We start from the raw sequence: 25,462 nt of genomic DNA, 5'->3' as shown, positions 1-25,462 counted from the left end.
CCCACGGGGTTGTGACGTGACAGCGGACGCAAGCTCGCTAGGGTTCGGCAGATGATTTGCCGACTGCTCTGCCTTCTCTTGCTGACCGCTTCGCCCACCTTAGCGATGGGGGCCTGGAATTCCGATTGCCATGGCGATACCGCCTGTCAGGTTGGCGACCGTTCATACCACGTTCTGGAACCCGACGGCTGGGATGGTGAAACACACTTGCCGGTGTTGCTGCATTTTCACGGCTGGGCGCGTCAGGGGACTGTCGTGGTGAAGCATGAGCGCATCGCGGGGGCGACCAAGCTGCGCGGCGTGTTGCTGGTGGCCCCGAACGGGTTGGGCAAAAGCTGGGATTTCTGGACCTCGGATACGAGCGATGTACTCTTTGCGGATCGGGTACTTGAAGATGTAGCGAAACGCTATCCGATTGACCGGGATCGCATCTATGTCTCGGGCTATTCCTTTGGTGGTGCGATGGCGTGGCGATTTGCTTGCGAGTCTGGTGACGATATCGCCGCGCTGCTGGGTGTGGCTGGAACCATTCGTCAGACCGAAAACTGCCCCGAAGCCCCGCGCGAGGTGCGTCATGTGCATGGTCTTGGCGATACGGTGATGGATTTCCCCTTTGGCGCGGAAGGGGATACGACCTATCCGGTGGCGCTGTGGCGCGAGAAATACGACTGCCAAACCGCCATTCCACGCGGCGAGTGGAGCGTGGTGCCAATCCTGACGCTCAGCCGTGTGGAATGGAGTGATTGCGCGCAGGGGCAGGTGGTGCTGGATACCCATCCGGGCGGGCACTTCATTCCGCATGGCTGGATCGGGTGGCAACTGGATGAATTACTGGGGCGGACACCGGCCTATCCGTGATATATGACTGCACGCGTCAAGCCCGACCATCTGACGAAGGACCTTTCCGATGAAGCTTTTTCTGTCCATTGCCCTGATGCTGACGTCTGCCCCGGTCTTTGCCCGCGATACATATCCGTCGGTTGAGGTGCTGTTGCAGACTGAAACCTCGGTCATTGGCGAGGCGTTGGAATATCCAGGTGGCACGCCGCAGATCACCATGGCTATTGTTACCATGCAGCCGGGGCAGAAAACCGGTCTGCATCACCATGACGCGCCGCTGGCGGCTTATATTCTGGAAGGTGAAATCACCGTTGACTATGAGGCAGCCGGCGTCCGGGTCTACAAGGAAGGCGACGCGTTGGTCGAAGCGTTTCGCTCGCCCCATGCAGGTGAAAATACCGGCGACGGGAACGTGCGTATTCTCGCGATTTTCGCCGGATCGGACAGCGTTTCCAACACTGTGACGGAAGAGTAACCGCAGTGGCGCCACGCACCCTCTTTCCCCTCTGCGCATTATCCGGTAAACGCGATCTGACCCGAGATTTACTGGCGGAAACCGACCGATGAAATTCACTTTATCCTGGCTGAAAGACCACCTTGATACCGACGCTTCGGTGGGCGAGATTGCCGAGGTGCTGACTGATCTGGGCCTTGAGGTCGAAGAGATCGTGAATCCGGCGGACCGGCTGGCGGATTTCACGTTGGGCTATGTGAAACATGCCGAGAAACATCCCGACGCCGACAAGCTGCGCGTCTGCAAGGTGGACACGGACGAGGGCGAGTTGCAGATCATCTGTGGTGCGCCGAACGCACGCGAGGGTATCACTGTCGTTGTCTGCAAGCCCGGTATGTATATTCCCGGCCTGGACCTGACCATCAGCGTCGGCAAGATTCGTGGTGTCGAGAGCTTTGGCATGATGGCGTCCGAGCGCGAGCTGGAACTGTCGGATGAGCATGACGGCATCATCGAGCTGCCCTCGGGCGAGGTGGGTGACAGATTTGTTGACTGGCTGGCCGAAAACAACCCTTCCAAGGTCGATCCGATGATCGAGATTGCCATTACCCCGAACCGCCCCGATGCGCTGGGTGTCGAAGGCATCGCGCGCGATCTGGCGGCTCGCGGGGTCGGCACTCTGAAGCAGCGCGATTACGTACCGGTCCCGGGTGATTTCGAAAGCCCGATCAAAATATCGATTGACGAGGATACGCTGGATGGCTGCCCGCATTTCACCGGTCGCCTGATCAAAGGCGTTAAGAACGGCCCCAGCCCGCAATGGTTGCAGGACCAGTTGAAGGCCATTGGTTTGCGTCCGATTTCAGCGCTTGTCGACATCACCAACTACATGACCTTTGACCATAACCGCCCGCTGCACGTGTTTGACGCGGACAAGGTGCAGGGCAACCTGCGTGTTCATCGCGCCAAAGGCGGTGAACAGCTGGTGGCGCTGGATGAGAAAGAATACACCCTGCAGCCCGGCATGATGGTGATTTCAGATGATAAAGGCGCGGAATCCATTGCAGGCGTCATGGGCGGTCAGGAAACCGGTTGTACCGAGGATACGGTGAATGTGTTTCTGGAAAGCGCGTTCTGGGACCATGTGCAGATCGCGTTGACGGGTCGGGCGTTGAAGATCAATTCAGACGCACGGTATCGGTTCGAACGCGGCGTCGACCCTGAATACACGCTGGAAGGGCTTGAGCATGCGACCCAGTTGATTCTGGATATCTGCGGCGGCGAAGCGTCCAAAGTAGTCGAGGCGGGCAAAGCGCCGAACCACACGCGGGCCTTCAAGCTGGATGCTGAACGAGTGCAGTCTCTGGTCGGGATGGACATTCCCGAAAGCGAACAACGCCAGACCCTGACCCGTCTGGGTTTCCGTCTGGAAGGTGAGATGGCTCACGTTCCCAGCTGGCGCCCGGACATCATGGGTGAGGCTGATCTGGTGGAAGAAGTGGCGCGGATTGCCTCACTGACCAAGCTGCAGGGCAAGCCTTTGCCGCGCGTGACAGACGGCATTCCCAAGCCGGTGATGACGCCGACTCAACGTCGTCAGTCCATGGCACGCCGCACCTGTGCGGCGCTGGGGTACAACGAATGTGTTAGCTATACGTTCATCGATCAGGCTTCGGCGGCTCTGTTTGCGGGCGGTAACGAAACGACCCAACTGGAAAACCCGATCTCGTCCGAAATGAGCCACATGCGCCCGGATCTGCTGCCCGGTCTGCTGCAGGCCGCGGCACGCAATCAGGCGCGTGGATACACCGATTTCGCCCTGTTCGAAGTTGGCCCGGTGTTCCATGATGGAGAGCCCGGTGACCAGAAGACCCAGATCACCGGTCTTCTGGTTGGCCGCAATGGTCCCAAAGACGTGCACGGAGCCTCGCGTCCGGTCGACGTCTTTGACGCCAAGGCAGATGCCGAGGCTGTTCTGGCTGCGATTGGAGCACCAGCGAAGGTGCAAATCCTACGCGACGGCGATGCCTGGTGGCATCCGGGTCGTCATGGCAAGATTTGTTTGGGTCCGAAAAAGGTGCTGGGCGTCTTTGGTGAACTGCACCCGCGTGTGTTGCAGGCAATGGATATCAAAGGCCCAGCAATGGCGTTTACGATCTGGCCGGACGAGGTGCCTCTGCCGCGCAAATCCGGTGCGACCCGTGCCGCGCTTGAATTGCGCGACCTGCAGGCTGTCGAGCGCGACTTTGCCTTTGTCGTGGATGAAGGCGTCGAGGCGCTGACACTGGTCAACGCCGCAGCCGGGGCCGACAAGGCGCTGATCGAAGACGTGCGTGTCTTTGATGAATTCATTGGCGGAAGTCTGGGCGAAGGCAAGAAATCACTGGCCATCACGGTGCGTTTGCAGCCGACAGATCAGACATTGAAGGAAAAGGAAATCGAGGCGGTGGCCGACAAGATCATCGCAAAGGTGACCAAGGCCACGGGCGGAACTCTGCGGGGGTGACGGCCGCCGCCCCCTTTGATGGTTTCTGGTAAGTTTTTTAGAAATAACAACATTTTGACCGAGATCCGGTTAGTCGGCTGCGCAGCTGCTGATACGCTGGATACCGGTCATTAACTTTTGGAGAGTTTGATGGTTACCACCACGTTCACAGTCTATCGGGTGGGCGAGGATTTATCAGGCCCGATCGCAACCGGGAACACCTTTGAATACATCAAAGGTAACGGCATCGATAATATCACCATCACCGATGATGATAACTTCATCAACGATGTGGCGCCGAATACCGAGATCGGCAATCTGGTCAATCTGGATTCGGCTGATCCTGATCTGGGTATCACCCGCAATTTCGTTGGCGTGAACCACTATTTCGAAGTCACCGGCAGCGACGGCAGTTCGTTCCGCTTGTATGCAGCACACGCTTTTGACACTGCGTTTCAGGGCAGTACAGGTATCGGGCGGGACGATATCGGGTTTTTCTCTGACGGTCAGATGACACCGGGTGTGACCTATACGGTCGGCCCGTTGGTAAGGACGTCAACGGATGGCACCCGCGAACATGTGGATCTGGTGGCCCAGCTTTGCTTTGCGAAAGGCATGCGGATCGCGTTGCCGGATGGCACGGCTCGTCCAGTCGAGGATCTGAAACCCGGAGATTTTCTGCAAACGCGGGACCAGGGCGCGCAGAAAATCGCGTGGATCGGTCACGACAAGCGGACATCCGGGGACTTTGACGAACAACCGTACACGCGACCGGTACGGATTAGCGCCGGTGCGCTTGGTGATGGGCTGCCACGTCAGGACCTGGTGGTATCCAGACAGCACAGGATTCTGATTTCGTCAGAGTTGGCGCAGCAAATGTTCGACGCGCGCGATGTGCTGATCGCGGCAACGGACCTGCTGGATGTACCCGGGGTCTTTCTGGATGAGGCGATCCGGGAAATCGAATACTACCACATTCTGATGGAATCCCATCAGGCGCTGTGCGCCGAGGGATGTCCCGCCGAAAGCTTTTATGCGGGTCCCGTGGCAGTTCAGGCTCTTACAGAGGCACAGAAGGCCGAAATCAGACAGGTTTTGCCTGCGATCCTGGAGGATGGCCATGTCCCCGCTCCAGCGGCGCTGATTCCGCGAAAAGGGTCCGAGCTGCGATTTCTGGTCAGTAAAATATTGAAACGGGGATTGACGCTGACCTCCGGTGAAACAGAATGTGCATGACGGGCCGAAAGCCTGTTGCGCAGGTTTTCCATAATGCAAGGTGATAAGAGATGTTGAAAGTTTATCTTTCCGGCGAAATTCACACGGACTGGCGTGAGCAGATCACCGAAGGTGCTCAAGGGCTGGACATCACATTTGACAGCCCTGTCACGGATCACGCCGCCAGCGACGATTGCGGCGTTACCATTCTGGGGGCTGAACCGAACAAATACTGGCACGACCACAAGGGTGCCATGGTCAACGCGATCCGGACCCGCAAAGGCATCGCGGATGCCGATGTGGTCGTTGTCCGGTTCGGGGACAAGTACAAACAGTGGAACGCAGCTTTTGACGCGGGATATGCCGCAGCGCTGGGAAAATCCATCATTGTGCTGCACGGCCCCGACCATCAGCACGCGTTGAAAGAAGTTGATGCCGCGGCGCTGGCCGTAGCCGAGGAGCCCGCGCAGGTGGTCGAAATCCTGCGATACGTGCTGACCGGCACGCTGCCGGGCTAAGCTGTGAAAAAAGGTGCCTGTTTCGGTACCCTTCCAGTGCGATACCGTTTAAGCGCGCGCAGGTATGTTCTTGCCGCGCTGAACAGCCGGGCGCTGCATGAAACGGTCAACATAAGCGACGACGTTAGCGTAGTCGTCCCAACCTACAACCTCTTTCGCGCCATAGAATTCCAATGCGTTCAGCCACGGAGCAAGGGCGATATCCGCAATGGAATACTCGCCTGCGATCCAATCCTGCCCGTCCAGTTGCGTGTTGACCACGTTCAGCAGACGCTGGGCCTCGTTGATATACCGTTCGCGCGGGCGAGGGTCGTCGATCTCGCTGCCAGCGAATTTGTAGAAAAATCCCAGCTGGCCAAACATTGGCCCCACCCCGCCCATTTGGAACATCAGCCACTGGGTAATGCGATGCTTGTCTGCTGCGCTTTGTCCCAGGAACCTGCCCGACTTCTCGGCCAGGTACAGAAGTATTGCACCGCTTTCGAACAGGGCAAGCGGTTCACCGTCCGGACCATCGGGATCGACGATAGCAGGGATTTTGTTATTTGGATTCAGTGACAGAAACTCGGGGCTTTTGACATCCGCATCCGCAAGCGTCACCAGATGAGCCTCATAGGGCAGGCCGGTTTCTTCAAGCATGATCGACGCTTTGACGCCGTTCGGGGTCGGATAGGAGTAGAGTTGGATCTTATCCGGGGATTGCGCGGGCCAGCGGGCCATGATCGGATGGGGTTTGGTATCCAGCATTGAAAGCTCCTGTTTCGATGTCCCGTCAAAGCTAGGGATCAATCCGTGGTCATGTAAGCCCCTTGGGATGTGCATTTCCGGTCAGGCCATGTTTTCTGGCGAACAACGGGGAAAACCACCGAAACTCGCACCTAGACCCGCAGGCAATCTTGCCTCACAATTCGCCGACCCCCGCGAAAATTTCGCGGGTTTCTTGCTGTTGAAAGGAGATGCGCGTGGATGAGGTCGTTACACAGGTGGGAGCATATGCCCCGCTGATCATGAATGCGGTCAAGGCGCTTGTCGTTCTGATCCTGGGCTGGATTGTGGCTGGGGCAATCGGTGGCATGGTGCGCCGTCGGATCAATTCGACACCGCATATTGATCCCACACTAGGGAACTTTGTGGCGAGCCTGGTCAAATGGGTCATTCTGGTCATGGTTCTGGTTGCCGTCCTGGGAATCTTCGGGATCGAAGCCACCAGTATCGTCGCCGTTTTGGGTGCCGCGTCTCTGGCCATTGGTCTGGCGCTGCAAGGTACACTCAGCGATCTGGCAGCCGGTGTGATGCTGGTGGTGTTCCGGCCCTACAAGCTGGGCCAATATGTAGATATTGGTGGCACGTCGGGTACCGTAAAGGACCTGAACCTGTTCACGACCGAGTTGGTAACGCCAGACAACGTGCAGATCATTGTCCCGAACGGTCAGTCGTGGGGTTCGATCATTACAAACTATTCTGCCCATGACACGCGCCGCGTCGATCTCGTGTTCGGTATCGACTATGGCGACAGCGCCGACAAGGCCATGCAGACTATTCTGGATGTGGCCAAAGCCGACAGCCGGATCCACAGCGATCCCGAGCCGTGGGTGCGGGTGACGAATCTGGGCGACAGCTCGGTGGATCTGACGGCGCGTCTATGGTGCTCGGCGCCAGACTACTGGGACGTCAAATTTGAGCTTACGAAAACGATCAAGGAAGCCTTTGACGACAAAAATATCTCGATCCCTTATCCGCATTCGGTGGAAATCCAGAAACAGGGGTGAAGGTTCCCGCCCGTCGATCGGGCATTCGAAATGCCCTCCTTCCGTTGGGCCGAGCACCGCGCTGAGGCGCGGTGCCCTTTACTTTGTTCAAACCGTCCTTTTAGAACCGACCGCGCCACGCCCATGGCGTGGCGCCATGCCCAACGCTGGAAATCGCTTTTCAATAGCGATTTCAGAGGCGGGAGTATTTACGACTTTACGATCACGTTGGGCGAAACCACGTCGATGCCAAGGGCCTTGCCGACAGCATAGTAAGTCAGTTGGCCAGCATGGACGTTCAGGCCTTCCAGCAGATGCGGGTCGTCCTGACACGCCTGTTTCCAACCCTTGTCGGCCAGCGACAGCATGAACGGCATCGTGGCGTTGCCCAATGCGATGGTCGAGGTGCGCGCCACCGCGCCCGGCATGTTGGCGACGCAGTAATGCATGATGCCATCGACGTCATAGATCGGGTCGGCATGGGTGGTGGCTTTTGATGTTTCAAAGCACCCGCCCTGGTCGATGGCGACATCAACCAGCACCGCACCGGGTTTCATCGTCGACAGTTGAGCGCGCGAGATAAGTTTCGGAGCCGCAGCGCCCGGGATCAGAACGGCACCGATGACCATATCGGCATCCTGGATCAGCTCGGCTGTAGCGCCTGCTGTGGAATATTGGTTCTTGAAGGTTCCGCCGAACACATCGTCCAGATAGCGCAGACGCGGCAGAGACCGGTCCAGCACCGTGACATCCGCACCCATGCCTGCGGCAATCTTGGCGGCATGCGTCCCAACGACACCGCCGCCGATTACGACCACATTGGCCGGGCCGACACCGGGTACACCGCCCATCAGAACGCCACGACCGCCATTGGCCTTTTGCAGTGTCCAGGACCCGACCTGAGGTGCCAGGCGTCCGGCGACTTCGGACATCGGAGCCAGCAGGGGAAGGCCACCGCTGGCATCGGTTACGGTCTCATAGGCGATTGCCGTACAACCCGATTCCAACAGGTCATGTGTTTGGTCCGGATCCGGAGCCAGGTGCAGGTAGGTGAACAGCAACTGCCCTTCGCGCAGCATCTTGCGTTCCCCGGCCTGAGGTTCCTTGACCTTGACGATCATGTCGGCAGTGGCAAACACCTCCTCCGCCGTGTCGACGATATGCGCGCCTGCCGCAACATAAGCGTCGTTGTCGAAGCCCGCGCCGATGCCTGCGCCGGTTTCGATCAGGACTTCGTGTCCGCGTGCCACAGCTTCCTGAGCGGCATTGGGTGTCATCCCGACGCGAAATTCCTGAGGTTTGATTTCCTTAGGGCAACCGATTTTCATGAGGTTCTCCGTTCATTCTCTGCTTAAATTATGTGCAGTCCGCGGCGCAATTTCTGTGAAAGAAAACGTGCCAATGGATTTTTCTTTGGAAGAATCTCGCGTAATGTAGAGAAATCTCGCAAAGGATTTGCATGAATGAGCTTGGATACGACTGATCGCAAGATTCTGGCCGCGCTTCAGAAAAACGGTCGAATGTCGAATTCGGAGTTGTCTGAACGGGTCAACCTGTCTCCGTCCGCTTGCCACCGGCGCGTTCAGCGGCTGGAGGTAGACGGTTATATCCGCAACTACGTGGCTCTACTGGATGCACGGAAGATGAACGTGCCGACAACGGTCTTTGTCGAGATCACGTTGCAAGGTCAGGCCGAAGAGGTTCTGGATGCGTTTGAAAAGGCGGTGGCCCGGATACCGGATGTGCTGGAATGTCATCTGATGGCCGGTACAGCCGATTACATTCTGAAAGTCGTTGCGGAAAACACCGAAGATTTCGCCCGTATCCATCGGCAATACCTGTCGCGCTTGCCCGGGGTGGCGCAAATGCAAAGCTCGTTTGCGTTGCGTACCGTGTTCAAGACCACGGCCTTGCCAGTCTGACCATTAGGCTGGGCCGGGATAGGTGAACAGCAGCAGATGGGTCAGGTTGAATCCGAAATGCATGGCCACGGGTACCCAAAATCGCCCGGTCGCGTAATACCCCAATCCACACCCCAGCCCGAGAATGGAAGCGAAGACCACAAGCGCTGGACCTCCGGCGAAATGGGCCAGTCCGAACAGCAGGCTGGCTGTCACCACGCCACCAATGGCCCCCAGACGCAACGTGATTGCGGACTGTAGATAGCCGCGAAAAAAGGCTTCTTCCGCCAGGCAGGTCAGAAAAAGGTTGGACAGAGCAAACACCAGCCACCAGGGCGGGACCGAAAATTCCGGTTGCACTGCGCCTAAGGAAAGACCCAAGAGAAACAGGCTGGGCAGGAGCAACAAACCTGCCAGCAAAGGAACGAGTTTGGTTTGAGTGGCGCCATGTAGCATTCTGGGCCAGGCCAGAAGAATGGCAAAAAAGACCAAGGGTTTGTCCAAATTCAGGTGCAGGGTGAAGTCCGTGCTGCCAACACCTGCTTGAACCTGATCCAGAACTTTCAAGTTTTTGAAGCCCGGCAGCAGGTGCGCCCCTATGGCCAGACACCAAAGGATCAACAACGCGTGTCCGATGACCGCAACCGCGCCTTTCAGATGTGGAAGCAAAGAGGCTCCGACCAAACCAAAGGCCACCACCGCAATTGCCACAGGCAAAATAAGTCCGACAGCCGACACAATGCTGATAAACAAAACCAGAAGAGAAAAAGCGACGCCAGTTCGTCCCACAAGCGCCATTACTTGCGCCACGATCAGGATCGGCCATGGCCAGATCGTGGGCATCAGGGAAAGAAAGAACGTCACAGTGATCTCATCTGTTGCTGGCATCCTGTATTGCCGCACAAAAACAAGGCAATGCAAGTCGCCGAGCTGAAGCGTGACGCCTTGCGTCAATTCTGACGCTTGTATCCTGCGGATCAGACGTACAAATTCAGGTAAAAGACCGTATATCCGCGCTGGATCTGATTTGCAGGTTTGACAACAGTTGCAGGAGTCGTTGCCCCGGCATCAATTTCTCGGATGACATCAGGGGGTCACACAGGCCCGATATGGTCCGGACCCGAAGACTGAGAAGGAGCAGACCTTGGCTTACGAAAACAATGGCATCCCCAAAGACTGGCTTGAAGCTGAGCTGGAAGACACGCTCGACGAAGATTTCGAAATTGAATTCAGCGAGCCGATGCTGTCGATGGAAGTCAGGAAAATCTATCAGCAGCAGCATCCGGACATGCTGGATCGCAAGGTTTATTTCCGCAACCTGCTGCGCCTGCAGGCCGAACTGATCAAGGTTCAGGACTGGGTTCAACACACTGGGGCCAAGGTTTGTATTCTGTTTGAAGGCCGAGACAGTGCGGGCAAGGGGGGCGTGATTAAGCGGATCACTCAGCGTTTGAACCCGCGTGTCGCGCGCGTGGTCGCCTTGCCGGCACCCAGCCGCCGCGAACAAAGTCAGTGGTATTTCCAGCGTTACGTGCCGCATCTGCCTGCCGCGGGTGAGATCGTTTTATTCGACCGCTCCTGGTACAACCGGGCCGGAGTTGAACGGGTGATGGGCTTTGCGTCTGAGGATCAGGTTGAACAATTCTTTCAGGACGTTCCCGAATTTGAACGGATGCTTGTGCGATCAGGAATCATACTGCTGAAATACTGGTTCTCGATCACGGATGAAGAGCAGCAGTTACGATTCCTCATGCGGATTCACGATCCGATGAAACAATGGAAGTTGTCGCCGATGGATCTGGAATCCCGCATCCGCTGGGAATCCTATACCAAGGCGAAAGAGGACATGCTTTTTCGCACCAACATTCCCGAGGCCCCTTGGTACATCGTCGAAGGCAATGACAAAAAGCGCGAGCGGCTCAATTGTATCGAGCACCTATTGACCAGGGTGCCCTATACGGATGTGCCACAGGAAAAGGTCGATTTGCCTGACCGCCGTTACAACCCGGAATATGAGCGCCGCGTGTTGCCGGACGAGTTGTACGTGCCAAAAATCTATTGACGAAGGTGGAGCGAGGCAGAGTGTCTGCCCCGCTCCGTTACATTATCAGGCGGCTTCCATCATGCAGCCTGAGTCGTAGAAGTTGAACACATAGATGTCTCCAGCGTCTTCTCCTTCTGTGCCCGAGCAGGCGTCAATGGCATCGTCAGACGGGTCTGTGTCTTCGACCATAACGACTTCCATGTCGCCCTCGTCACTGTCAGAAGGCATCATGTCATCGTCTTCCCAGTCAAACTGATCGAAACGCGCCTGAAGGGCTTCAATGAACGCCTCCAATTCGGCGAGGAAGGCAGCGACGTCAAAACACCCGCTATCCGGCTCTTCAACTCCCGGCTCCTCGGGTTCTGTGACATCAGTATCGGGCGTTTCGGTTGTTGGCTCCTCGGGTTCTGCGACATCGGTATCGGGCGTTTCGGTTGTTGGCTCCTCGGGTTCTGCGACATCGGTATCGGGCGTTTCGGTTGTTGGTTCCTCCGGCTCGGCGACATCGGTATCGGGCGTTTCGGTTTCCGGCTCCTCGGGTTCTGAGACATCGGTGTCGGGCGTTTCGGTTCCCGGTTCTTCAGGTTCCGCAACCTCCTCGACGGGTGGGGTCGGTGCTGGTGGAACCGGGCCATTGCCGTTGTCCAACATCACCGCTGCGTCAGTTGCAGCGAAATTCTGCGTGACCATCACTGCATCGAAACCCTGCATGTCACCGGTTTCTATACCGATGCCGATGTAATCAAAGTCGGGATTCAGGATATTTGCACGATGTCCCGGGCTGTTCATCAGGTTCTGATGCAATTGGGCGACGTCATCGCTGATGCCAGGTGCGCCGCGTTCCGATTGCCAGGCAATGTTTTCGCCAGTGCGCCAGTTGCCTTCCAGATCGAGGCCTGCCGCCTGCATCCGTTGTGTTGCGCTGGAACCGCCTGAACCTGTGTGACTGAACATGTCCGTATCCAGCATCCACGTGCTGTGATCTTCGGATGAATCATTTAGCTGGGTTTCCAGCTGCAGCGGGTTTAGCCCGCGGGATGTGCGCTCAGCATTGATAAGTGTCAGCATTTCTTGCTCGATTGAACTTGCAGTCGACATGGTAGCCTCCGTTTTATGGTGTCGTCTGATTGGACGAGGCCAGTTACATGCGGCTTGTGGAGATCAGATAGGGGTGCTGGAGTTTTAGGCGAATTCTGGCGGGGCGATGCTACCAATGCGGGATTCGCTGCGCTGCAAAATGCCGGGCAAAATGTTGCTGGTGTTGAAATGGCGGCTTGTCGCACACCCAACAGGACGAGTCGGCGGATTAAGTCCGAGCCCTGAAACGACAAACCCCCGGGCGATGCCTCGGGGGTCGTCAAATAGTGTCATCCAAAGCTGGACGAGCGAGTGCCAGTTTTGATCGCGCGAAGCTTGATCCGAAAACCGGTTCCCACTTTTCGGGCTGCGCTTAGAGCAAACCTTCGCGCTGTGCTTTCTTACGTGCCAGTTTACGGGCACGACGGATCGCTTCAGCTTTCTCGCGCGCTTTTTTCTCGGACGGTTTCTCGAAATGTTGCTTGAGCTTCATTTCACGGAACACGCCTTCGCGCTGCAGCTTTTTCTTCAGGGCACGAAGCGCCTGATCGACGTTATTGTCGCGAACACTAACCTGCATGTGGTTGTCACCACCTTTCTAGATAGAGTTGCAAGGAAATTGCAGGAGTTGGCCGTATAGCAAAGCCGTTCTAACTTGTCTAGTACTGGGGCCGACAACCGGAGAACCGCCATGACGACCACGTATGAAGATGCAAAACAGCAGCTTTTGGATGCAATGCTGAACCATGTTCCTTTCGATGGGTGGTCGGAAACCAGCTTTCGTGCCTCCATTTCCGACTGCGGCCTGGATGACGGTTTGGCTCGCGCGATCTGCCCGCGCGGCGCGGTTGATCTGGCACTGGCTTATCACGCGCGTGGGGATCAGGCGATGCTGGCTCGCATCAAGTCCGACGACCTGAGCGGGCTGAAATTCCGTGACAGGATTGCTGCGGCGGTGCGCTTCCGGTTGCAAGCGGTCGAGGACAAAGAATTGGTGCGCCGGGGGATGACGCTGTTCTCTTTACCTAATCATGCGGCTGATGGCGCCAAAGCCGTTTGGCAGACCTGCGATCTGATCTGGGACGCGCTGGGTGATACTTCGGATGACGTGAACTGGTACACGAAACGGGCCACACTGTCGGGTGTCTATTCCTCGACTTTGTTGTTCTGGCTGGGTGATGACAGCCCGGATCATCAACTGACTTGGGAATTTCTGGATCGCCGGATTGCAAATGTCATGGAGTTCGAGAAGCTCAAGGCGCAGGTGCGCGAAAATCCGGTGTTGAAACCGTTTCTGGCGGTTCCGAACTGGTTGGCAGGTCACGTAAAAGCGCCGGTGAAAATGCGAACCGATCTTCCGGGTACACTGAACCCCCGAAAGTAGCGCATCTTGGCGCTGGGCCTAGGCCCGTATGCCTGCTAGGCATTGCGCAAAGGAGGTGCCTATGACCCAGATGATGCGCGCTGTTGAGATCACCGAACCGGGTGGTCCTGATGTTTTGCAATTGACTGAACGCCCTGTTCCGGAACCCGGTGAAGGACAGGTGGTGCTGAAAGTGGCCTATGCGGGTGTGAACCGCCCCGATGCGTTGCAGCGCGCTGGGGCCTATGATCCGCCACCGGGTGCAAGCGACCTGCCGGGGCTTGAGGCGTCCGGAGAGGTGATCTCGGTCGGTGCGGGGGTCGAAGGGCTGTCTGTCGGCGATCAGGTCTGCGCATTGCTGCCGGGTGGAGGCTATGCCGAATTTGTCGCCACACCCGCAGCCCATTGTCTGCCTGTCCCTGCTGGTATGGGAATGAAAGAGGCGGCCTGCCTGCCTGAGACTTTTTTCACAGTCTGGTCAAACGTGTTCACGCGTGGCGGACTGAAGGCGGGCCAACGCTTTTTGGTTCATGGCGGTTCCAGCGGAATTGGTACGACGGCGATCCAACTGGCCAATGCCTTTGGCGCGCGCGTCTTTGCCACGGCAGGGTCGGACGAGAAATGCGAGGCTTGCGCCAAACTGGGCGCGGAAAAAGCGATCAACTATCGCGACGAGGACTTTGTAGGGGTCATGCGGGCCGAAGGTGGCGCGAACCTGATCCTCGACATGGTGGGCGGCGACTACATCCCGCGCAACGTCAAGGCTCTGGCCGAGGATGGGTGTCTGGTGCAGATCGCGTTCCTGCAAGGCCCGGTGGTCGAATTGAACTTTGCCCTGATGATGGTCAAACGCCTGACGCTAACGGGCAGCACCCTGCGCCCGCAAAGCGATCTGGCTAAAACACAGATCGCACAGGATCTGCGCGAAGCTGTTTGGCCTTTGTTGGAGGCCGGAAAGGTTGCGCCTGTCATGGACAGCGAATTTGATCTGGCCGAGGCTGCCGCTGCCCATGCGCGCATGGAAAGCTCGGGCCATATTGGCAAGATCGTTCTGAAGATCACAGACTGAGTGTCGAATGCGCGGGCTTGTCCCGGGCGTTCACGCAATCGCGCGACGGTACAAGTGCCATGTGGCATGACCCAGAACCGGCATCACCACGATCAGACCCAATAGCATCGGCAGGGCACCCAGAACCAGAAGGGCCGCAACGATGAACCCCCAGGTCAGGATGACACCGGGATTGTGGCGCAACACGCGAAACGATGTCACGACTGCAACGGGCAAGCCCACTTTCCGGTCCAGAAGCAACGGAAAGCTGACCACGCTGATAGCAAGCGCGCACAGCGCGAACACAAACCCAACGGCGATCCCGACAATGATCATTGTCCAGCCTGCAGCCGTAGTGAACACCTGTGCGGCAAATGCTCCAAGTGATGCGGGCGCTTCAGGGCCTAACGTATGAGTGTAAATGCTTTGCGCGGCCATCAGCCAGATCAGCAACAGCATCACCAGATAGAAGCCCAATACAAGAATTGCACCGAATGATGGTGAGCGGAACACACCGAAGGCGTCCAGCCAATGCGCTGTGCTGCCCTGTTCGCGCTTGCGGCTGATTTCGTAGAGGCCCACGGCAGCGACAGGCCCGATCAGGGCAAAGCCTGCGACCAGCGGGGCCAAAAGCGGGACCATGTTGACGTTCAGGGCAAACCCGAACATCAACAGCCCAGCGATCGGGTAGATCAGCACAAGGAACACGGCATCTGCGCGTGTTTCGAGAAAGTCGCGGTACCCCGCTCGCAGACAGGCGCGCAGGTCTTGCAGAGTCAGTGTCTGCACCATCGGTAGCTCTTTTGTTTCCGCACTGCCCAGTCGCGAGACGCTTTCCGAAACATGATCGCTGGCCGCGCCCAGATTCTGGGCTGCCCAGCTGATCGGATTTCCGATTGTTTTGGCCATTTTCATCCCCTTCCCTGGCGAGTTTTGCGCCGCGGAACGGATCCGGCATATCGTTGTCCGTGGCCGGACCAGCCGACAACGCCTGATTGCAGTATAGCACAATTTGCAGGAATCCTGATCAACACTCTGACATCGGACGGATTGCCCCTTTTCGCAGTCATGTTAGCTTGATGTCAGGCAAGAGGAGGTCAGGATGCACACATCAGCGAAGACAGTTGTAATTCACGAGTTCGGCGGGCCCGAAGTGTTGCAGATCGAAGACAGGCCATTGGGTGACCCCGGGCCGGGTGAGATACGCATTCGTCACCAGGCCTGCGGTCTCAATTTTATCGATGTATATCAACGAACTGGTCTTTATCCCCTTGATCTTCCGCACGCTTTGGGGATGGAAGCTGCGGGTGTCGTTGAGGCGGTTGGGGAAGGGGTAACGCACCTGCAACCCGGTCAGCGGGCCGCGTATGCGGCAGCCCCGTCCGGTGCGTATTGCGAGGCCCGCGTAATGCCTGCTGCACAGGTTTGCCCGCTGCCGGATGGCATCACATTCGAAGCCGCTGCGGCGATGATGTTGAAGGGTTTGACAGCTGAGTATCTGTTTCACCGAACCACTCCGCTGAAACGGGGGGATACGATACTGTTCCACGCTGCGGCCGGTGGCGTGGGGCTGATCGCCTGCCAATGGGCGAAATCCGAAGGAATCACCCTGATCGGAACGGCTGGAACAGACGAGAAATGTAGTCTGGCGCGGTTTAACGGGGCAGCGCATTGCATCAATTACCGGACCGAGAATTTCGCCGAGCGCGTGGCTGAGATTACCAAGGGTCAGGGCGTGGACGTGGTGATGGACTCGGTCGGGGCAGACACGTTCGAAGGATCACTGGATTGCTTGAAACCATTGGGGATGATGATTTCCTTCGGCAACGCCTCTGGCCCGGTACCACCATTCAATCTCGGCATCTTGGGCCAGAAGGGATCACTCAAGATCACCCGACCCACTTTGTTCACGCATATAGCGGATCACACGGTGTGTCAGGCAATGGCGCGTCGTTTGTTCGGCAAGGTCGAGGGCAGAGAGGTCAAGATACATATCGATCAGCGTTTTGCGCTCGATCAGGTTGCCGATGCGCATCGCGCACTTGAGGCGCGACAGACGACGGGCAGCACAATTCTGGACCTTTGAAACAAGACCCGGCTTGAAAGGCCGGGTCCATTTTGATCGCTTGGTGCGTTTCAGAACCGGTAAGAGGCCCGAAACTGCAATGTGGTTGCATCGACATCCACACTGGTTCCATTGAAGTTATCGAATTCGTGGTACAAAAGTTCTCCGCCAATACTGACATTGGGGGCCACGATCTGTTCGTAGCCTGCACCAATGAACCAGCCGTCATCGCTGCCGAGGGTATCCGTACCGGCTTCGGCGTAACCTGCCGTACCATATAGCAAACCCTGCGGGTTCACCTTGTATCCAGCGCGTCCTTTCAGCCGCCAGACGTCTTCAACGGTTGCGGCGCCAGACAGATTTACATCAGTCCAGTCATAGTCGAAACCTCCGCCGACAACCCAGTCGCCCAGATCATAATCGTAGCCAAGGATAATACCGCCGATTACGCCATCACCGTCGACGCCGGATAGGCTGGTGTCCACGTCGGCATAACCCAGTTGCAGACCGCCGTAGAACCCGGTCCAGTTGCCCGAGGATTGCGCAATGGCCGATCCTGCGGCCAAGGTTGCGACAGTGGTGATGAGAGCCAATTTCAAAGTCATCTCATTTCCTTTCGATTGTCACTCTGCTCCGGTGAGGTGCAGCTCTCTTATGCAGGTCAATACGACCCGGATGCGTTACCGGATCAGTGTTACCTACGAATTCCAGCCCGGGTTTGGCGTTGATCTGGCGTAGAAACTTGAACAGTCACGCCGGTGCCCTTTGAAACCGGGCACTTCTGATACTGAAAAGATAGGAAGGAATGAGTGGTCTTCAAACGACATGCGGCGACGGAACACTCCGCCGCCGACACGTCTGAAATTTTCAGCGGATTATTGCTCTTGCAGCTCCGCAGGAGTTTTGCTGGCAATCTCTTCCCAGTTGGTGTCAGCACGCTCGTTGAAGCCCGGGATGTCGCCTTCCCAGCGTTCCTGAATGTCTTTCGACAGGTTCAGGTACAGCTTGTTGTCGACGATCTTCCAGTAGGTCGGGTCACCGTCGAACTTGAAGCCCATCGCGGTGCCGAATGCGCAATAGCCACCGTAGGCTGGCAGATAGGCTTCCGGGTTCGCTTCGAACGCAGCTTTGTTTTCTTCAGACGAGAAACGGTACAGCGCGTCGTTGTGCAGTGTGGTGATCTTGTAGTCGCCTTTGGTGGCCTCACCTACTGTAAAATAAGCTACCGGGTCATAACCCTGCATGGCCAGACCGGTCGAGCTTGCGTTGATTTCAACGCCCGCGGCCAGAGCCGAAGTTGCCAGTGCAACGGACAGAGCGACGCCGCCAACCAAAGATTTAAACTTGTTCATTGCTTCACCTTTCGTGAATGGAGCCCGTTCAGCAGCGCTTGTGTCGCATCCGATGGACCCGGTTTGTTGTCCTGTGTGGCCCGTAATTGACCGTCACGAAAAGCGATTTGGGAAGTATCTCGATCACGTTCAAAACAATGAATTGTGATTGTGCGTCAGAAAATAACTTCTGTTCAAAAATGCAGGCTTAGCATTGGGCGTCTGCTTTGAGATCCAGAACAAACGCAATGACTTTGCAGGCCGGCATTTCACAGGGTCTCAGCAACGCACCGCTGGCGAGCGTCTGATACAGGTTCATGCTGATGTAGTCGGTTCCGCCCAGTTCATGTGCAACCAGCTTATGGGATTTACCTCCAGCCATCTGCTGACGCACTATGACATAGCGCTGGTTACCTGATGTTCCGGTGAAACTGCCCTCTGGCAGTGCGAAGAATGCAGAAACAAATGCGTCCGATGCGGTCACGATTTTCCGATTTTCGGTTCAGTTCCGGCCTTGATCCGCGCGACGTTGGTGCTGTGACGCCAATAGATCAAAAGCGTCAGGATAATCCCCAGAATAAAGGTTTGTCCGTTTGTCAGAACCAGCACCCAGGTTGTTGAAAGCGCCGCTGCGGCAAGCGCGCCAACCGAGGATATCCGCCAGATCGCGGCAGCGACCACCCAGCTGAGGCAGCAAGCGATCCCGACACGCCAATCCAGCGCCAGCCAGAGGCCTAGAAACGTGGCCACGCCTTTTCCACCCCTGAATCCCAGCCACATAGGAAAGCAATGGCCCAGGAAAGTCATGAAGGCCGCGACTTGTGCGGCGTCTTCTCCGGCATAGGCGCGTGCAATCAGTACGGCTGCCGCGCCCTTAGCTGCGTCAAACACAAGCGTAAGGGCAGCAGCGGCCTTGTTACCTGTACGCAGGACGTTTGTTGCCCCGATATTGCCTGACCCTATTTCGCGCAGATTTCCCAAGCCCATAGCCCTGGCAAGCAACATGCCGAAGGGAATGGAGCCCATCAGATATCCCAAAACTGCCCATTGGAGCAGCTCACTTGTCGTGTTGTCGATAAGGGGCATCAGGGTCTCCGGAACACTTCATTGCCTGCCACATAGGTCGCAAGGACCTTACCTTGCATCCGCTGGTCGTCAAATGGCGTGTTCTGCGATTTGGATTTTAGTGCAAATCGATCAAGCACAAAAGGCACATCGGGGTCGAACAGAACCAGATCTGCCGGGGCTCCTTCCGACAGTCTGCCGCTTTTCAGACCAAGCCGTTTGGCCGGGTTGAATGCCATCGCACGGAACAGGGTCGGCAAGTCCAATTGGTCGGCGTGATACAGGCGCAATGCGGCGGGCAGCAGCGTTTCCAACGCCACCGCGCCCGAAGCCGCTTCTTCAAATGGCAGGCGCTTGCTTTCTTCGTCCTGCGGCGTGTGCATCGAGCTGATAATGTCGATCAGCCCAGACCGCACAGCCTCGATCACCGCCTGCCGGTCTTCCTCGGAACGCAACGGCGGTTTGACCTTGAAGAAGGTGCGATAGTCGGCCACGTCCAGTTCGTTCAGGGTCAAATGGTGGATCGAGGTTCCTGCGGTGATGTCCAACCCGTTACGCTTGGCCCGTTCCAGCGCGGGCAAGGCACGGGCGGTGGTAATCTGATCAGCGTGGTATGCGGCCCCGGTCATCTCCAGCAGGGCGATGTCTCGGTCCAGACCCATGCGTTCCGCCATCGGCGAGACTGCAGGCAGCCCACGCAAGGCTGCGAACTTGCCGCTGGTCGCTGCCGCCCCGGCGCTGAGTCCGGGTTCCTGCGGGTGGGCAATCACCAGCGCGTCGCAGGACTTCGCATAGGTCAACGCACGGGAAAACACCTTGGTATTGGTGATGACATGGTCGCAATCGGTGAAGGCCACGGCGCCCGCGTCCTGAAGGAACCCGATCTCGGTCATCTCGCGCCCTTCACGCCCTTTGGTCAGTGCGGCCATGGGCAGCATATTGACCGGCGTATCGGCCTGCGCCCGGCGGGCGACGAATTCCAGCGTTTCCGGCGTGTCAATCGCAGGGCTGGTGTCCGGTCGAGTAACAATGGTGGTCACACCGCCAGCCGCAGCAGCCTGACCTGCAGATTTGAAACTCTCTTTATGGCGCTCACCGGGTTCACAGACTTTTACGCCGATATCGATGATGCCGGGGGCGAGGCATTTGCCGTTGCAATCTACGGTCTGCCCGTCCGAGCTGGGGTTGTTTCCTTCCCCTTGCGCAACAATCCGACCGTCGGTCACCTGTAGCCAGCCAGTTGAGTCCGTTCCGGCTTCAGGGTCGATCAGGCGGGCATTGGTGAAGAGAACAGAAGTCATTGTGCGGCCTCTCGGGCTTGGTGCAATGCCTGCAATGCGGCATCAGGGTCGGAGAGATGATCGAATGAGAAAAACGGATGGCGGTCAAAAGCCACTCGTCTTCGATGGCATGAGAAGTTCAGAAATTGGTCGACTTTCAGCTCTTTCGACTTCAGGTTCTTGTTGAACTCCCATGCTTTATGCGAAGTGACAACATAGACCCGTTGTGCGCGAATAAACCGATCTGCCCACAAGAAAAAAGCAAGTCCAAGAGTGCAGGCAAAAATCTTCCAAAAGTCTCTGGCAGTTTCAAATATCCATGGGCTTGCCAGCCAAACCAGGGCAATCAGACCAATTCCTGCTTTGTATGCCCAGCCATACCGAGGCGGGAAAAACCCCTGATCCGGTTTCCCAACCCACAAAACCTCTTCGGCTTCGGGAATTTGCTCGCGCCACCAATGGCCGTTCATCCAATCGCCCTTCTGATTGCGGCCTTAGTGGCGGCAGGGTCGGCCTGATACTTGATCAGATGTTTGTCACCGCCTTTGGTGACGATCTGGACGAAGCTGCCCATGGTTTTGACGATTTCGATCTGGTTCAGCGGCACCTTGCGTGGACCAGGACCGATCAGGGTGGTGTCCGACATCTCCCAGTTTGCGACCAACTCTTCCGAGGCCAGATACCATGCGCGGACGCCAATGGCGACCAGACCTGCAGGGGCTCCTGTCCAGATGTAAGGATTTCCGATCAGCCACAGAACGAGCATGGCACCGGCCATGGCAAAAGCGGCGAGCCAAGCGTTGGTGCGGATATAGGCTCCCTTGTCCGGAGCGAAGATCACAGGATTAGCCATACGATGCCTCCAAGGATCAAAAGTGCGACCAGTGCCAGAAGGGCCGAGCCGACGCGGCGGGGGCGGTCATCCGTTGAAGTGGCCTGCGGTGCCGAAAATGGCTTGGCGCTTTCGGTTTCAATGACCCCTCCGGTCCAGTTTGTGGTCTCTTCCGTGAACAGGTCGATCAGGCGGAGACGGGGGTCCAGCCGCAGCGTTGCGGGGCGCTCTTTGAATGCAGCGCTGCGCAGGATCATGACCCAGCCTTCGATTGCGGCCAGAGCGTCGCGGTCCAACTGATCTGCGGACACACCGCACCCTTCGCTTAGGTAGCCGTAAAGTCCGAGGTCTTCGAGATCGGATACCGTGAAGATATCGATGTGGTCAGGATCCAGCCCGTCGACCCCAAGCACTTGATCGACCGCGCCGGGTTCGCGCAGGAACTTTGCCTCTTCCGGGCGCATGTCCAGCGCGAACAAGCGGATCACGCCGCGCTCATGGGGGGCGACGGTCAGATTGCTCATGCGGCCTCGCGAAGATTACGGGCCAGCAGATCCATCGCGGCCATGCGGACGGCGACCCCCATCTCCACCTGTTCCTGAATGACGGATCGGTTGATGTCATCGGCCAGCGTGCCGTCGATCTCAACCCCGCGGTTCATCGGGCCGGGGTGCATGACGATGGCATCGGGCTTGGCCAGCGCCAGTTTTGCCGCGTCCAGACCGTAGCGGTGATAGTATTCGCGTTCTGAGGGGATGAACCCGCCATCCATCCGTTCTTTCTGAAGGCGCAGCATCATGACGACGTCAACGTCTTTCAGACCCTCGTTCATGTCATCATAATTCTCGGCCCCGAACTCGGCGAATTGCGAGGGCACCAGCGTTGGCGGTCCAATCAGGCGGATGCGGTTTTCCATCTTGCCCAGCAGGATCAGGTTCGAGCGTGCAACACGTGAATGCGCCACGTCCCCACAAATGGCGATGTTCAGGCGGTGCAGACGCCCCTTGGCGCGACGGATGGTCAGCGCATCCAACAGGGCCTGTGTCGGGTGTTCGTGCCGCCCGTCGCCTGCGTTCAGAACGGCGCAGTTGACCTTTTGCGCCAGCAGATCGACCGCACCCGAATGCGGGTGCCGGACCACCAGCAGATCAGGATGCATCGCGTTTAGTGTCATCGCGGTGTCGATCAGGGTTTCACCCTTTTTGATCGAACTGGCTTGCATCGCCATGTTCATCACATCCGCGCCCAGTCGCTTGCCAGCCAGTTCGAAACTGGCCTGAGTCCGGGTCGAGTTTTCAAAGAACATGTTGATCTGGGTCAGCCCCGACAGCACGTCCGAGTGCTTGGTCGACTGGCGATTCATCGCGACATATGTCTCGGCCAGATCCAGAATTTCGGAGATATCGGATTGCGACAGATGCTCGATGCCAAGAAGGTGACGATGGGCGAAACGCATGGGCGGGCTCCTGTCAGACAATCGCGCCGCTTATAAGAAGCTGTGCGGCGCAAGGCAACCTAGGGATCGGAACCTACGGGCAGTTTTTCGCAACCGCCCTCGGGCAGGCATTGTTCGCCCGGTTTGCACCATTTGCCATAGCCGCAGTCTATGGCCTTGATGGGTACGCAGCCCTGATGGGCCGAGCATCTGAAGCCGGGACGGCATTGCGATCCGGTTTCCTCGCACAAAAACCATCCGGAACGGGAACAGCCCCCGCCGGGCAGGCAAGATGAACCGCGCGCGCAGGTTCCGCCATCATCGCATGTGGCGGGCGGCGTTGTGTCCAGCTCGGGGGCAATCCGTTCACACTCGCCACGCCCGTTGCAGAAACTACCACCCGGGCAATCCAGACGTGATGTGCACTTGTTTGCGCCGGCGGGCGCACATCTGGTTCCGCCCGACACACAGCGTTCAAACGGTCCGCAGGTGCGTCCACCACCGCAATATGTACCGCCAAGCGGTATGCAATGGCCATCAAAGCTGCATCTTTGCCCGCCCGAGCAACAGGTACTGCCACATTTGAACTGGCCCGCACGGCATTGCCCGTGTTTGTCATGAAACGTGGCCAATGCCGGATCACCAGTGACGGCCAGCACTAATCCGATAAGGAGGAATCGTAAGGTTCTGAGCATCGCGCCCCGATGGTCGGCGCGACAGAGCGACCGATCAAGCCCTATTCGCTTTCCCTCAGCCCTCAGACAGGTAAATTATCCGTATGGAATCGGGCTTGGACTATTACTCTGCGCGAGCGCTGCTGGAATGGCAGATCGAATTGGGCGCGACCGAGGCAATCGGGGATGCGCCAGTTGATCGGTATGCTTTGCCGGATACCTCGCCAAAACCCAAGACGGCAGAAGCGCCTTCCGCAGCCTCAGCGAAGCTCAAGGATGTAGACCCCGTGGCAATTGCCGGGTCGGCAGCGCAGGGGGCGAAATCGCTGGATCAGTTGCGCGCCGCGATGGAGGTTTTCGATCACTGTGAGCTCAAACGCGGGGCGCGGCAGTTGGTCTTTGCCGATGGCACCCCTGGTTCACGTGTGATGATCATTGGCGAGGCCCCGGGACGCGACGAAGACCGCGAAGGCAAGCCCTTTGTTGGCCGGGCCGGTCAATTGCTGGATCGGATGCTGGCGGCGATTGATCTGGATCGTCGTGAAAACGTCTATATCACCAATGTGCTGCCGTGGCGGCCCCCGCAGAACCGGGACCCCAAGCCCGAAGAGATCGGCATGTTGAAGCCCTTCCTCGAACGCCATGTGGCGCTGGCCAAGCCCAAGGTTCTGGTTGTGATGGGCAATATCAGCTGTCAGGCGGTGCTGGGGAAACGTGGCATCACCCGCCTGCGCGGCAATTGGGATCAGGCGATGGACCTGCCTGTGATCCCGATGTTCCATCCGGCTTACCTGTTGCGCCAGCCACAGATGAAACGGCAGGCCTGGGCGGATTTGCTGGAATTGAAAGCTCGGTTGAGAGGTGCCACATGAAGGTTCTGGCATTCTCCGATCTGCACATGGCGCGCAACCGCGCAGCAGATCTGGTTGCTGCCAGCGCCCAGGCTGATCTGGTCATCGGCGCCGGAGACTATTGCAACATGCGTCAAGGTCTGGATGAGGCGATGCAGATGCTTTCAGGCATTTCAGCACCGTTGGTTCTGATCCCCGGAAATGCCGAAAGCGCAGGGGAGCTGGCTGACGCCGTACCCGAAGGCGTGCACGTTCTGCACGGGGCCGGCATGAGTGTGGACGGGTTGCGTTTGTTTGGCCTCGGCTATGGTGTCCCGCCTACTCCGTTTGGCGACTGGTCCTGCGACCTGACCGAGGGTGATGCCGCCGAGATGTTCGACCGGTGTGACGCGGCTGACATCCTGATCGTTCATTCGCCGCCCAAAGGGTACGGGGATCAGACATCGCAAGGTCTGTCGGTCGGATCGACCGCCGTGCGCGATGCGATCGAACGACTTCAACCCGGATTTGCATTCTATGGACATGTCCATGAAAGCTGGGGCTATCGCGGGTCATTGGGCCGGACACATTTGGCCAATCTTGGCCCGACGCCGAGTTGGTTTGAGGTAGATACGTGATCGAACTCCAGACCTTGCTGGTTTTTGTTCCAGCGGCGTTGGCGCTGAACCTGACACCCGGTGCCGATATGATGTTCTGCTTCGGTCAAGGTCTGCGGTCGGGTGCCTGGCCTTCTGTTTCGGCAAGTGCCGGGGTGTCTTTGGGCTCCATGATCCATGTCCTGTTGGCCGGTCTGGGGCTGGGGGCCGCGGTTTCGGCGCTGCCCTGGCTTTTTGAAGTGATCCGCTGGATGGGTGCAGCTTACCTGATGTATCTGGCGTGGGGCGCTTTTCGAAACGACCCCACAACCGGTGACACACCTATGCGGTCGACACGTATGGCCTTTCGAGACGGAATATTGGTCAACCTGACCAACCCAAAGGTCATTCTGTTTGTTCTGGCTTTCATACCACAATTCGTCGACCCGACCGCGGGCTCGGTCCTGCTGCAGTTTCTGATCTTTGGACTGATCATCGCGTTTGGCGGGTTTTTGGTGAATGGGTTGGTCGGTATTTTCGCTGGCGGCGCGGGCAAAGTGCTGATCGGTAATCCGCGCGCCTCACGTATTCTTGGTTGGATTACGGGTGGAATTTTTTCTGTCCTCGCGATCCGGCTTGTCATGATGGAAAGGGCCTGACG

General features: G+C 57.6%; 30 protein-coding genes. 15 read left to right on the top strand and 15 right to left on the bottom strand.

The window, feature by feature from the left end; translation table 11 throughout:
- The first annotated feature begins 51 nt into the window (after nucleotides 1-51).
- The 5 genes from Q0816_RS12180 to Q0816_RS12160 all read left to right on the top strand — a co-directional run bounded on the left by Q0816_RS12180 (nucleotide 52) and on the right by Q0816_RS12160 (nucleotide 5,512).
- On the top strand, nucleotides 52-858 hold the full coding sequence (locus tag Q0816_RS12180) for a polyhydroxybutyrate depolymerase (RefSeq protein WP_298850785.1): 807 nt from the start codon (nucleotides 52-54) through the stop codon (nucleotides 856-858).
- 49 nt (nucleotides 859-907) lie between these two features.
- Nucleotides 908-1,315 carry a cupin domain-containing protein gene (locus Q0816_RS12175; protein ID WP_298850783.1) on the top strand — a complete coding sequence of 136 codons (408 nt, stop codon included), beginning with the start codon at nucleotides 908-910 and terminating at the stop codon, nucleotides 1,313-1,315.
- Between the two features lie 88 nt (nucleotides 1,316-1,403).
- Nucleotides 1,404-3,800 carry a phenylalanine--tRNA ligase subunit beta gene (gene pheT / locus Q0816_RS12170; RefSeq protein WP_298850781.1) on the top strand — a complete coding sequence of 799 codons (2,397 nt, stop codon included), beginning with the start codon at nucleotides 1,404-1,406 and terminating at the stop codon, nucleotides 3,798-3,800.
- A 129-nt stretch (nucleotides 3,801-3,929) separates the two neighbouring features.
- Complete coding sequence (locus Q0816_RS12165) at nucleotides 3,930-5,015, top strand: Hint domain-containing protein (RefSeq protein ID WP_298850779.1); 1,086 nt, start codon at nucleotides 3,930-3,932, stop codon at nucleotides 5,013-5,015.
- Between the two features lie 50 nt (nucleotides 5,016-5,065).
- Complete coding sequence (locus tag Q0816_RS12160; RefSeq protein ID WP_298850777.1) at nucleotides 5,066-5,512, top strand: YtoQ family protein; 447 nt, start codon at nucleotides 5,066-5,068, stop codon at nucleotides 5,510-5,512.
- Nucleotides 5,513-5,560: 48 nt separating this feature from the next.
- On the opposite strand, the gene Q0816_RS12155 is transcribed toward Q0816_RS12160, so the two are convergent.
- On the bottom strand, nucleotides 5,561-6,259 hold the full coding sequence (locus Q0816_RS12155) for a glutathione S-transferase N-terminal domain-containing protein (RefSeq protein WP_298850775.1): 699 nt from the start codon (nucleotides 6,257-6,259) through the stop codon (nucleotides 5,561-5,563).
- Between the two features lie 215 nt (nucleotides 6,260-6,474).
- On the opposite strand from Q0816_RS12155, the gene Q0816_RS12150 reads away from it, so the two are divergent.
- A complete protein-coding gene (locus Q0816_RS12150) occupies nucleotides 6,475-7,281 on the top strand; it encodes a mechanosensitive ion channel domain-containing protein (RefSeq protein WP_298850773.1) in 807 nt (268 codons plus the stop codon).
- 188 nt (nucleotides 7,282-7,469) lie between these two features.
- Here the strand turns inward: Q0816_RS12150 and ald are convergent, their stop codons facing one another.
- Nucleotides 7,470-8,588 carry an alanine dehydrogenase gene (ald, locus tag Q0816_RS12145; protein ID WP_298850770.1) on the bottom strand — a complete coding sequence of 373 codons (1,119 nt, stop codon included), beginning with the start codon at nucleotides 8,586-8,588 and terminating at the stop codon, nucleotides 7,470-7,472.
- Nucleotides 8,589-8,723: 135 nt separating this feature from the next.
- Between ald and Q0816_RS12140 the strand changes: the two genes are divergently transcribed.
- A complete protein-coding gene (locus Q0816_RS12140; protein WP_298850769.1) occupies nucleotides 8,724-9,182 on the top strand; it encodes an Lrp/AsnC family transcriptional regulator in 459 nt (152 codons plus the stop codon).
- A 3-nt stretch (nucleotides 9,183-9,185) separates the two neighbouring features.
- On the opposite strand, the gene Q0816_RS12135 is transcribed toward Q0816_RS12140, so the two are convergent.
- Entirely contained in the window at nucleotides 9,186-10,049 is an 864-nt protein-coding gene (locus Q0816_RS12135; RefSeq protein WP_298850768.1) for a CPBP family intramembrane glutamic endopeptidase, read from the bottom strand.
- 256 nt (nucleotides 10,050-10,305) lie between these two features.
- Between Q0816_RS12135 and ppk2 the strand changes: the two genes are divergently transcribed.
- On the top strand, nucleotides 10,306-11,223 hold the full coding sequence (gene ppk2, locus Q0816_RS12130) for a polyphosphate kinase 2 (protein WP_298850766.1): 918 nt from the start codon (nucleotides 10,306-10,308) through the stop codon (nucleotides 11,221-11,223).
- Nucleotides 11,224-11,268: 45 nt separating this feature from the next.
- Here the strand turns inward: ppk2 and Q0816_RS12125 are convergent, their stop codons facing one another.
- Together Q0816_RS12125 and rpsU are read right to left on the bottom strand one after the other, a co-directional pair.
- Entirely contained in the window at nucleotides 11,269-12,303 is a 1,035-nt protein-coding gene (locus Q0816_RS12125) for a CAP domain-containing protein (protein ID WP_298850764.1), read from the bottom strand.
- A 352-nt stretch (nucleotides 12,304-12,655) separates the two neighbouring features.
- The gene (gene rpsU, locus Q0816_RS12120; protein WP_005614280.1) at nucleotides 12,656-12,862 is read right to left on the bottom strand and encodes a 30S ribosomal protein S21; all 207 of its coding nucleotides are present in this window, start codon (nucleotides 12,860-12,862) and stop codon (nucleotides 12,656-12,658) included.
- Nucleotides 12,863-12,973: 111 nt separating this feature from the next.
- Between rpsU and Q0816_RS12115 the strand changes: the two genes are divergently transcribed.
- On the top strand, nucleotides 12,974-13,666 hold the full coding sequence (locus Q0816_RS12115; RefSeq protein WP_298850762.1) for a COQ9 family protein: 693 nt from the start codon (nucleotides 12,974-12,976) through the stop codon (nucleotides 13,664-13,666).
- 61 nt (nucleotides 13,667-13,727) lie between these two features.
- Complete coding sequence (locus tag Q0816_RS12110) at nucleotides 13,728-14,714, top strand: NAD(P)H-quinone oxidoreductase (protein WP_298850760.1); 987 nt, start codon at nucleotides 13,728-13,730, stop codon at nucleotides 14,712-14,714.
- Between the two features lie 30 nt (nucleotides 14,715-14,744).
- Here the strand turns inward: Q0816_RS12110 and Q0816_RS12105 are convergent, their stop codons facing one another.
- Nucleotides 14,745-15,602, bottom strand: a complete 858-nt coding sequence (locus Q0816_RS12105; protein WP_298850759.1) for a DUF2189 domain-containing protein — start codon at nucleotides 15,600-15,602, stop codon at nucleotides 14,745-14,747.
- A 193-nt stretch (nucleotides 15,603-15,795) separates the two neighbouring features.
- On the opposite strand from Q0816_RS12105, the gene Q0816_RS12100 reads away from it, so the two are divergent.
- The gene (locus Q0816_RS12100) at nucleotides 15,796-16,779 is read left to right on the top strand and encodes a quinone oxidoreductase (protein WP_298850757.1); all 984 of its coding nucleotides are present in this window, start codon (nucleotides 15,796-15,798) and stop codon (nucleotides 16,777-16,779) included.
- A gap of 50 nt (nucleotides 16,780-16,829) precedes the next feature.
- Here Q0816_RS12100 and Q0816_RS12095 read toward each other — a convergent pair whose 3' ends face one another.
- The 9 genes from Q0816_RS12095 to Q0816_RS12055 all read right to left on the bottom strand — a co-directional run bounded on the left by Q0816_RS12095 (nucleotide 16,830) and on the right by Q0816_RS12055 (nucleotide 22,722).
- On the bottom strand, nucleotides 16,830-17,363 hold the full coding sequence (locus Q0816_RS12095) for a porin family protein (protein ID WP_298850755.1): 534 nt from the start codon (nucleotides 17,361-17,363) through the stop codon (nucleotides 16,830-16,832).
- A 270-nt stretch (nucleotides 17,364-17,633) separates the two neighbouring features.
- Entirely contained in the window at nucleotides 17,634-18,110 is a 477-nt protein-coding gene (locus Q0816_RS12090; RefSeq protein ID WP_298850753.1) for a YHS domain-containing (seleno)protein, read from the bottom strand.
- Between the two features lie 187 nt (nucleotides 18,111-18,297).
- A complete protein-coding gene (locus Q0816_RS12085) occupies nucleotides 18,298-18,573 on the bottom strand; it encodes a hypothetical protein (protein ID WP_298850751.1) in 276 nt (91 codons plus the stop codon).
- Complete coding sequence (plsY, locus tag Q0816_RS12080) at nucleotides 18,570-19,175, bottom strand: glycerol-3-phosphate 1-O-acyltransferase PlsY (protein WP_298850749.1); 606 nt, start codon at nucleotides 19,173-19,175, stop codon at nucleotides 18,570-18,572. The genes Q0816_RS12085 and plsY overlap by 4 nt, the downstream gene beginning before the upstream one ends.
- Entirely contained in the window at nucleotides 19,175-20,455 is a 1,281-nt protein-coding gene (gene pyrC, locus Q0816_RS12075) for a dihydroorotase (protein WP_298850746.1), read from the bottom strand. The genes plsY and pyrC overlap by 1 nt, the downstream gene beginning before the upstream one ends.
- Complete coding sequence (locus Q0816_RS12070) at nucleotides 20,452-20,904, bottom strand: hypothetical protein (protein WP_298850744.1); 453 nt, start codon at nucleotides 20,902-20,904, stop codon at nucleotides 20,452-20,454. The genes pyrC and Q0816_RS12070 overlap by 4 nt, the downstream gene beginning before the upstream one ends.
- Nucleotides 20,901-21,287 carry a hypothetical protein gene (locus tag Q0816_RS12065; RefSeq protein ID WP_298850740.1) on the bottom strand — a complete coding sequence of 129 codons (387 nt, stop codon included), beginning with the start codon at nucleotides 21,285-21,287 and terminating at the stop codon, nucleotides 20,901-20,903. The genes Q0816_RS12070 and Q0816_RS12065 overlap by 4 nt, the downstream gene beginning before the upstream one ends.
- Complete coding sequence (locus Q0816_RS12060; protein ID WP_298850739.1) at nucleotides 21,272-21,790, bottom strand: hypothetical protein; 519 nt, start codon at nucleotides 21,788-21,790, stop codon at nucleotides 21,272-21,274. Before Q0816_RS12060 ends, Q0816_RS12065 begins: the two co-directional genes overlap by 16 nt.
- Complete coding sequence (locus Q0816_RS12055) at nucleotides 21,787-22,722, bottom strand: aspartate carbamoyltransferase catalytic subunit (protein WP_298850737.1); 936 nt, start codon at nucleotides 22,720-22,722, stop codon at nucleotides 21,787-21,789. Before Q0816_RS12055 ends, Q0816_RS12060 begins: the two co-directional genes overlap by 4 nt.
- Nucleotides 22,723-23,231: 509 nt before the next feature.
- Between Q0816_RS12055 and Q0816_RS12050 the strand changes: the two genes are divergently transcribed.
- From Q0816_RS12050 to Q0816_RS12035, 4 genes are all read left to right on the top strand, one after another.
- Nucleotides 23,232-23,363, top strand: coding sequence for a hypothetical protein (locus tag Q0816_RS12050; protein WP_298850736.1), 132 nt, complete (start codon nucleotides 23,232-23,234; stop codon nucleotides 23,361-23,363).
- Nucleotides 23,364-23,479: 116 nt separating this feature from the next.
- The gene (locus tag Q0816_RS12045; RefSeq protein WP_298850735.1) at nucleotides 23,480-24,247 is read left to right on the top strand and encodes a uracil-DNA glycosylase; all 768 of its coding nucleotides are present in this window, start codon (nucleotides 23,480-23,482) and stop codon (nucleotides 24,245-24,247) included.
- On the top strand, nucleotides 24,244-24,843 hold the full coding sequence (locus Q0816_RS12040) for a metallophosphoesterase (protein ID WP_298850733.1): 600 nt from the start codon (nucleotides 24,244-24,246) through the stop codon (nucleotides 24,841-24,843). The genes Q0816_RS12045 and Q0816_RS12040 overlap by 4 nt, the downstream gene beginning before the upstream one ends.
- The gene (locus tag Q0816_RS12035; RefSeq protein ID WP_298850731.1) at nucleotides 24,840-25,460 is read left to right on the top strand and encodes a LysE family translocator; all 621 of its coding nucleotides are present in this window, start codon (nucleotides 24,840-24,842) and stop codon (nucleotides 25,458-25,460) included. Before Q0816_RS12040 ends, Q0816_RS12035 begins: the two co-directional genes overlap by 4 nt.
- Nucleotides 25,461-25,462 lie beyond the last annotated feature (2 nt).

This window comes from uncultured Ruegeria sp. (assembly GCF_947497005.1).
GTDB lineage: Bacteria > Pseudomonadota > Alphaproteobacteria > Rhodobacterales > Rhodobacteraceae > Ruegeria.
This window is presented reverse-complemented; position numbering and strand designations above follow the sequence as displayed.